The sequence below is a fragment of the Aeromonas sp. DNRA1 genome, from assembly GCF_963888745.1.
Classification (GTDB): Bacteria; Pseudomonadota; Gammaproteobacteria; order Enterobacterales; family Aeromonadaceae; genus Aeromonas; species Aeromonas hydrophila.
Map to the genome: position 1 here is coordinate 65,425 of NZ_CAWPKQ010000011.1, position 6,421 is coordinate 71,845.

Annotated in this window: 5 protein-coding genes; 4 read left to right on the forward strand and 1 reads right to left on the reverse strand. The window is 60.6% G+C overall.

Annotated features, from left to right (window positions below):
• Positions 1 to 101: 101 nt before the first annotated feature.
• Positions 102 to 2,039 (reverse strand): acetoacetate--CoA ligase, encoded by a 1,938-nt coding sequence (locus AACQ43_RS21735; protein ID WP_168968674.1) that lies wholly within the window; start codon positions 2,037 to 2,039, stop codon positions 102 to 104.
• Positions 2,040 to 2,229: 190 nt separating this feature from the next.
• Here AACQ43_RS21735 and pepQ point away from each other — a divergent pair, with 190 nt between their 5' ends.
• The 4 genes from pepQ to hemG are packed head-to-tail and all read left to right on the forward strand — an operon-like array spanning position 2,230 to position 6,195.
• A complete protein-coding gene (pepQ, locus tag AACQ43_RS21740; RefSeq protein WP_168968675.1) occupies positions 2,230 to 3,552 on the forward strand; it encodes a Xaa-Pro dipeptidase in 1,323 nt (440 codons plus the stop codon).
• Positions 3,552 to 4,169: a YigZ family protein gene (locus AACQ43_RS21745; protein WP_168968676.1), complete on the forward strand. Its 618-nt coding sequence runs from the start codon at positions 3,552 to 3,554 to the stop codon at positions 4,167 to 4,169. Before pepQ ends, AACQ43_RS21745 begins: the two co-directional genes overlap by 1 nt.
• 36 nt (positions 4,170 to 4,205) lie before the next feature.
• Positions 4,206 to 5,663: a TrkH family potassium uptake protein gene (locus AACQ43_RS21750; protein WP_011704169.1), complete on the forward strand. Its 1,458-nt coding sequence runs from the start codon at positions 4,206 to 4,208 to the stop codon at positions 5,661 to 5,663.
• Positions 5,664 to 5,670: 7 nt separating this feature from the next.
• Complete coding sequence (gene hemG / locus AACQ43_RS21755; protein WP_168968677.1) at positions 5,671 to 6,195, forward strand: menaquinone-dependent protoporphyrinogen IX dehydrogenase; 525 nt, start codon at positions 5,671 to 5,673, stop codon at positions 6,193 to 6,195.
• Positions 6,196 to 6,421 lie beyond the last annotated feature (226 nt).

Sequence of the window (6,421 nt, forward strand, 5' to 3'; positions counted from 1 at the left end):
TATTTAAAACATTCGTTTAACAGATCTCGAGTAAAAGCTCGCCTCAGATTAACAACCAAAATAAAGGCGTCTGATGACGCCTTTATTAACCTTGTGTGGTCTCAGCAGGCCAGCTCGGGCCGGTCGCGGTACTGGCTCAGCACTTCGGGATCGGCGAGGGCGTGGGTGTTGTTGACGGGCCGGTTGTGCACCACTTCCCGCACCGCCAGCTCCACTATCTTGCCGGACTTGGTGCGCGGAATCGCGTCCACCTGCAGGATGCGGGCCGGCACGTGACGGGCGGTGCAGTGCAGGCGCACCTGCTGGCGGATGCGCTCACGCAGCGCTTCGTCCAGCATGAGGCCTGGCTTGAGCTTGACGAACAGCACCACCCGCTCGTCCTGTTGCCACTGCTGGCCGATGACGATGCTCTCTTCTACTTCCTCCAGCTGCTCGACGTAGCGGTAAATCTCGCTGGTGCCGATGCGCACGCCGCCCGGGTTGAGGGTAGCGTCGGAGCGACCGTAGAACAGGATGCCGCCGGTCGGGGTCAGCTCGATCCAGTCGCCATGGCACCAGATGTTGTCGAACCGTTCAAAATAGGCGGCGTGGTACTTGTCGCCGCTGTCGTCCCCCCAGAAGCCGATGGGCTGGGCCGGGAAGGGTTTGGTACAGACCAGTTCGCCCTTTTCCCCCTGCACTGGCTGACCCGCTTCGTTAAATACCTGTACCGCGAGGCCGAGGCCACGTCCCTGGCTCTCTCCGCGGTAGACGGGGCTGATGGGGTTGCCGATGACGAAGCAGGAGCAGATGTCGGTGCCACCTGAGATGGAGCTGAGCTGCACATCCCGCTTGATCTGCTGATAGACGTGGTCGAACCCCTCCGGCGACAGCACGGAGCCGGTGCTGCAGATAAGCCGCAACTGCGGCAGCTGGTGGGTCTTGATCGGGGCATAACCCTGCTTGTGCAGCGCATCCAGGTATTTGGCCGAGGTGCCGAACAGGGCGACCTCTTCGTCGCGGGCGAGATCCCACAACACGTTGCCGTCCGGGTAGAAGGGGGAGCCGTCGTAGAGCACCAGGGTAGCGCCGGAGGCGAGCGCGCTCACCAGCCAGTTCCACATCATCCAGCCGCAGGTGGTGAAGTAGAAGATCCGCTCCCCCGGTTTGATGTCGCAGTGCAGCTGGTGCTCTTTCAGATGTTGCAGCAGAGTGCCGCCGATGCCGTGCACGATGCACTTGGGCTTGCCGGTGGTGCCGGACGAATAGAGAATGTAGAGCGGGTCATTGAAGGCCATGGGCTCGAACTGCAGGCTGGCATCCGGCTGACCGGCCAGGATCTGGCACCAGTCGTGGCCAAGCTGCAGGGGGTGGCCCAGCAGGGGGATCATGACTGTCTGCTCTATGCTGTCGATCTGGCTGACAACCCCTGCCACTTTGTCCTGAATATCGATGGCCTTGCCGTTGTAGCGATAGCCATCCACCGCAAACAACACACGCGGCCGGGTCTGGCCGAAGCGCTCCACCACGCTGGCTTCGCCGAAATCGGGGCTGGTGGAGGTCCAGATCGCCCCCAGGCTGGTGGTCGCCAGCATGGCCACCACGGTTTGCGGGATATTGGGCAGGTAGGCCGCCACCACATCGCCCCGGCCGATTCCCTGGCCACGCAGCCACTGGGCCAGCCTGGCCACCTGATCCGCCAGCTCGCGCCAGCTCAAGGTGTGGCTGGGGCTATCCTCGATGCGGGAGATGATGGCTGGCGTGTCATCCTGGCGGCGCAGCAGGTTTTCTGCGAAGTTGAGGCGGCTGTCGGGGAACCAGCGGGTGCGCTGCATCTCCTGGCGGTTCTCCGCCACTATGTTGCCGAGCTCGCCCTTGACGCCGCAGTGCTGCCACACCAGTGGCCAGAAACGGGTTGTCTTCTCCACCGACCACTGGTAGAGCTGGGCGTAGCTGTGCAGCTGCAGGCCGTGGAAGCGGTTGACCTCGGCCATGAAGTGCTGGAGGTTGGATTGCTGAATCCGCTCCTGATCCGGTTGCCACAGGCAAAGGTTGTGCATGAGTAGTCCCTGACTGCATGTATCTACCGGCAGTGTATTGAATTGTTTTTTATTTGTTAATGGTTGGTTTTTGTTTCATAACAAAAGCCTTGTAACGTATGCGTTACCTCACGAAGCGATTGCTTGACGGTTCGAGCCTTGATTCGCTTGATGTTATGCTGAAACCACATTTCTCCCGGAGCAGGACGCCATGAGCAGCTACAGCCAACTTTTTGCCCAGCACCTCGACACCTTGCAGCAGCGCACCCGCGACATACTGCAACAGCAGGGACTGAGCGGTCTGGCCATCCACTCCGGCCAGACCCACCGCATCTTCCTCGATGATCAGGATTACCCCTTCAAGGTGAACCCCCAGTTCAAGGCCTGGTTGCCGGTGCTGGACAATCCTCACTGCTGGTTGCTGGTGGACGGCGTGAACAAACCGGTGCTGCTGTTCTACCGGCCGGTGGATTTCTGGCACAAGGTAGCGGAGCTGCCCAACACCTTCTGGGTCGACTTCTTCGACATCCGCTTCCTGACTCGACCGGAGCAGGTTGCTGATCACCTGCCGGCCAACAAGCAGGAGTGGGCCTATCTGGGCGGCCACCTGGAGGTGGCCGAGCTGCTGGGGCTGGGCCAGCCCAATCCGGAGGCGGTGCTCAACTATCTGCATTATCATCGCGCCTACAAGACGGCCTATGAGCTGGAATGCCTGCGCGATGCCAACCGCATCGGGGTGCGCGGCCACATTGCGGCCAAGGACTCCTTCATGGCGGGGGCGAGCGAGTTCGAGATCAACCTGGCCTACATGAAGGCGGTCGGGCAGGGGGCCAATGAGGCGCCCTACGGCAATATCGTCGCCATCAACCGTAATGCGGCCATCCTGCACTACACCCACCTCTCCGCCCAGCGGGTGCCCGATGCGGAGCGGTACTCCTTCCTCATCGACGCCGGTGTGGATGTGCACGGCTATGCCTCCGACATCACCCGGACCTGGGCCTGGCGCCGCGGTGAGTTTGCCGATCTGATTGCGGCGCTGGATGCCCAGCAGCAGGAGGTCATCGAGGAGATCAAGCCGGGTCGCCGTTACAGCGAGCTGCATCTGCATATGCACCACCGGCTGGCGCGCCTGCTGCAAGCCACCGAGCTGGTAGACATGTCGGTGGACGAGATGATCCATACCGGGGTGACCAATGTCTTCTTCCCCCACGGTCTCGGCCACTTCCTCGGCCTGCAGGTACACGATGCCGGCGGCTTCATGCAGGATGAGCGCGGCACCCACCTTTCTGCCCCCGAACAGTTCCCCTATCTGCGCTGCACCCGGGTGATGGAGGTGGGCCAGGTGTTCACCATCGAGCCGGGTCTCTACTTCATCGACAGCCTGCTGGAGCCGCTGCGCCTCGGTGAACAGGGCAAGCGGGTCAACTGGAACAAGGTCGAGGCGCTGCGCCCCTATGGCGGCATCCGCATCGAAGACAACGTGGTGCTGCACGCCAACGGGGTGGAAAACCTGACCAGACAAGCAGGGCTCTGATGGCGACGGATTACCCCATACCGGCAGCCCCGCTGGAGGTGAGTGAAGAGATCAAGAAGAGCCGCTTCACCACTTATATTGCCCACACGCCGACCGTAGAGGCTGCCAAAGCCTGGATCGGCGAGATAAAACAGCAACATCCCGGGGCCCGGCATCACTGCTGGGCCTTTGTTGCCGGTGCCCCGCAGGACAGTCAGGTGTACGGTTTCAGCGATGACGGCGAGCCCTCGGGCACCGCCGGCAAGCCCATGCTGGCCCAGCTGATGGGGGCCGGTCTCGGGGAGATCGCCGCCGTGGTGGTGCGCTATTACGGTGGGGTACTGCTGGGCACCGGCGGCCTGGTCAAGGCCTATGGCGGTGGCGTGGGCGCCGCCCTCAAGCAGCTCGAAACCCGTATCAAGCGCCAGCAGACAGCCTCCTTCATCCAGTGCGACTATACCGACATGGGAGCGGTGGAAGCACTGATCCAGGCGCATCAGGGCCAGTTGCTGGCAGCCGACTACGGCGCCAGCGTCACCCTGCAGGTGGCGTGGGAATCCGCTGTTTGGAGCAGAATCGCACAGGAATTGACCGACCGAACCCAGGGTCGGGTATCCCTTCGTCCCTTAGATGGCTAGAATCCATCGCTCTTTTAGTCTGAAGAGGGAGCCGGAATGCAGATTCTGAGCATCATTCGTATCGTTGGCCTGCTGGTCGCGCTGTTCAGTTCGACCATGTTGCTGCCCGCGCTGGTCGCCTTTGGCTATCGTGATGGCGGTGGTGCCGAGTTCGTCAACTCCTTCTTCATCGCCCTGCTGCTCGGCGCCGCGCTCTGGTTTCCAAACCGCCATCAGAAGAAAGATCTCAGATCCAAGGAAGGCTTTCTCATCGTCGTGCTGTTCTGGGTGGTGCTGGGCAGCGTGGGGGCCTTGCCGTTCCTGCTGGGAGAGGTGCCCGGCATGACGGTATCGGAGGCCTTCTTCGAGTCGTTTTCCGGCCTGACCACCACCGGAGCGACCGTGCTCACCGGGCTGGACAACCTGCCCAAGGCGTTTCTGTTCTATCGCCAGCTGCTGCAGTGGCTGGGGGGGATGGGGATCATAGTGCTGGCGGTGGCCATACTGCCGCTGCTCGGCATCGGGGGCATGCAGCTCTATCGCGCCGAAATTCCGGGGCCGGTCAAGGACAACAAGGTCACCCCGCGCATCGCCGAGACGGCCAAGGCGCTTTGGTTCATCTATCTATTGCTCACCTCCCTCTGTGCCCTGGCGTACTGGATGGCGGGCATGACCCTGTTCGATGCCATCTGCCACTCTTTCTCCACCCTGTCGGTGGGCGGCTTCTCGACCCACGACGCCAGCATCGGCTTTTTCAACAGCCCGGCCATCAACCTGATCACCGTGGTGTTTCTGCTGCTGGCGAGCGTCAACTTTGCCCTGCACTTCATGGTGTTCGCCCACAAGCCGGTACGGTTGAGCAACTATCTGCGCGACTCTGAGTTAAAGGTGTTTCTGAGCATCCAGTGCGTGTTGGTGTTGATCTGCTTCGTTTCCCTGTTGTTTCACGGTCATTACGCCACCTGGCAGGAGGCGCTCAACCACGGTCTGTTTCAGGCGGTGTCGCTGGGCACGACCACCGGCTACAGCACGACCAGCTATGCGGAGTGGCCCTCCTTTCTGCCCATGCTGCTGATGTTCTCCGCCTTCATCGGCTGCTGCGCCGGCAGTACCGGGGGCGGCATCAAGGTGATGCGCTTCATGATCCTGTTCCTGCAGGGGATGCGCGAACTGAAGCGGCTGGTGCACCCGCGCGCCATCTATACCCTCAAGCTGGGTCGTCGTGCTGTGCCTGAGCGGATCGTGGAGGCGGTGTGGGGCTACTTTGCCACCTACATCATTCTGTTCTTCATCTTTATGCTGTTGCTGCTGATGACCGGCTTGAACGAGGTGACCGCTTTCTCCGCCGTGGCGGCCGCGTTCACCAACGTGGGGCCGGGGCTGGGCGAGGTGTCGGCCAACTTCGGCAAGATCTCGGCAACGGCGCAATGGATACTGGTCGTCGCCATGCTGTTTGGCCGATTGGAAATCTTCACTCTTCTGGTACTGTTTACCCCTGCATTCTGGCGTAGTTGAGGTTGGTATGGACAAGATTCTGGTGCTTTATTCTTCCCGTGACGGGCAAACACGAAAGATCGTCGATGCCATGCTGGCAGAGATCGAGGGTTGCGAGGTGGTGATGCAGGATCTGCATACCCTGCCGAAGTGCAATCTCAGCAAGTTCAAAAAGGTGCTGATCGGCGCCTCCATTCGTTATGGCAATTTTCATCCCAGCCTGTTCAGCTTCATCCACGCTCATCACGAACAGCTGGAAGTGGCCAACGCCGCCTTCTTCTGCGTCAACCTGACGGCCCGCAAGCCGGAGAAGCAGACCCCGCAAACCAACGCCTATATGAAGAAGTTTCTGCGCCTATCCCCCTGGAAGCCGAAAACCCTGGGGGTGTTTGCCGGTGCGTTGCAGTACTCCCGCTATAACTGGTGGCAGACCCGCATTATCCAGCTGATCATGAAGATCACCGGTGGCAGTACGGATACCAGCAAGGACCTCGAGTTTACCGATTGGGAAAAAGTGCGTAGCTTTGCCCAGGAATTCTGGTCAAAAAGATAGCAACCCATCCTCCTGAATGGCCTGAGCCCCGCGGTTGCGGTGCTTTTTGTTGGATAAATAGGCGTTTGAGCTGTTGAAAGCCAAAAAATGCCAATTTTTGCAAAATTCCCCTTGTCATCACTGCGCAGCTCCCTATAATGCGCCCCTACCAGCACGGCGGAACACGCCAACCTGATGAGCCAGCTTCCTTGCGAAGTGGGCGCCGAAAGAAAAGCGAAAACAAGCG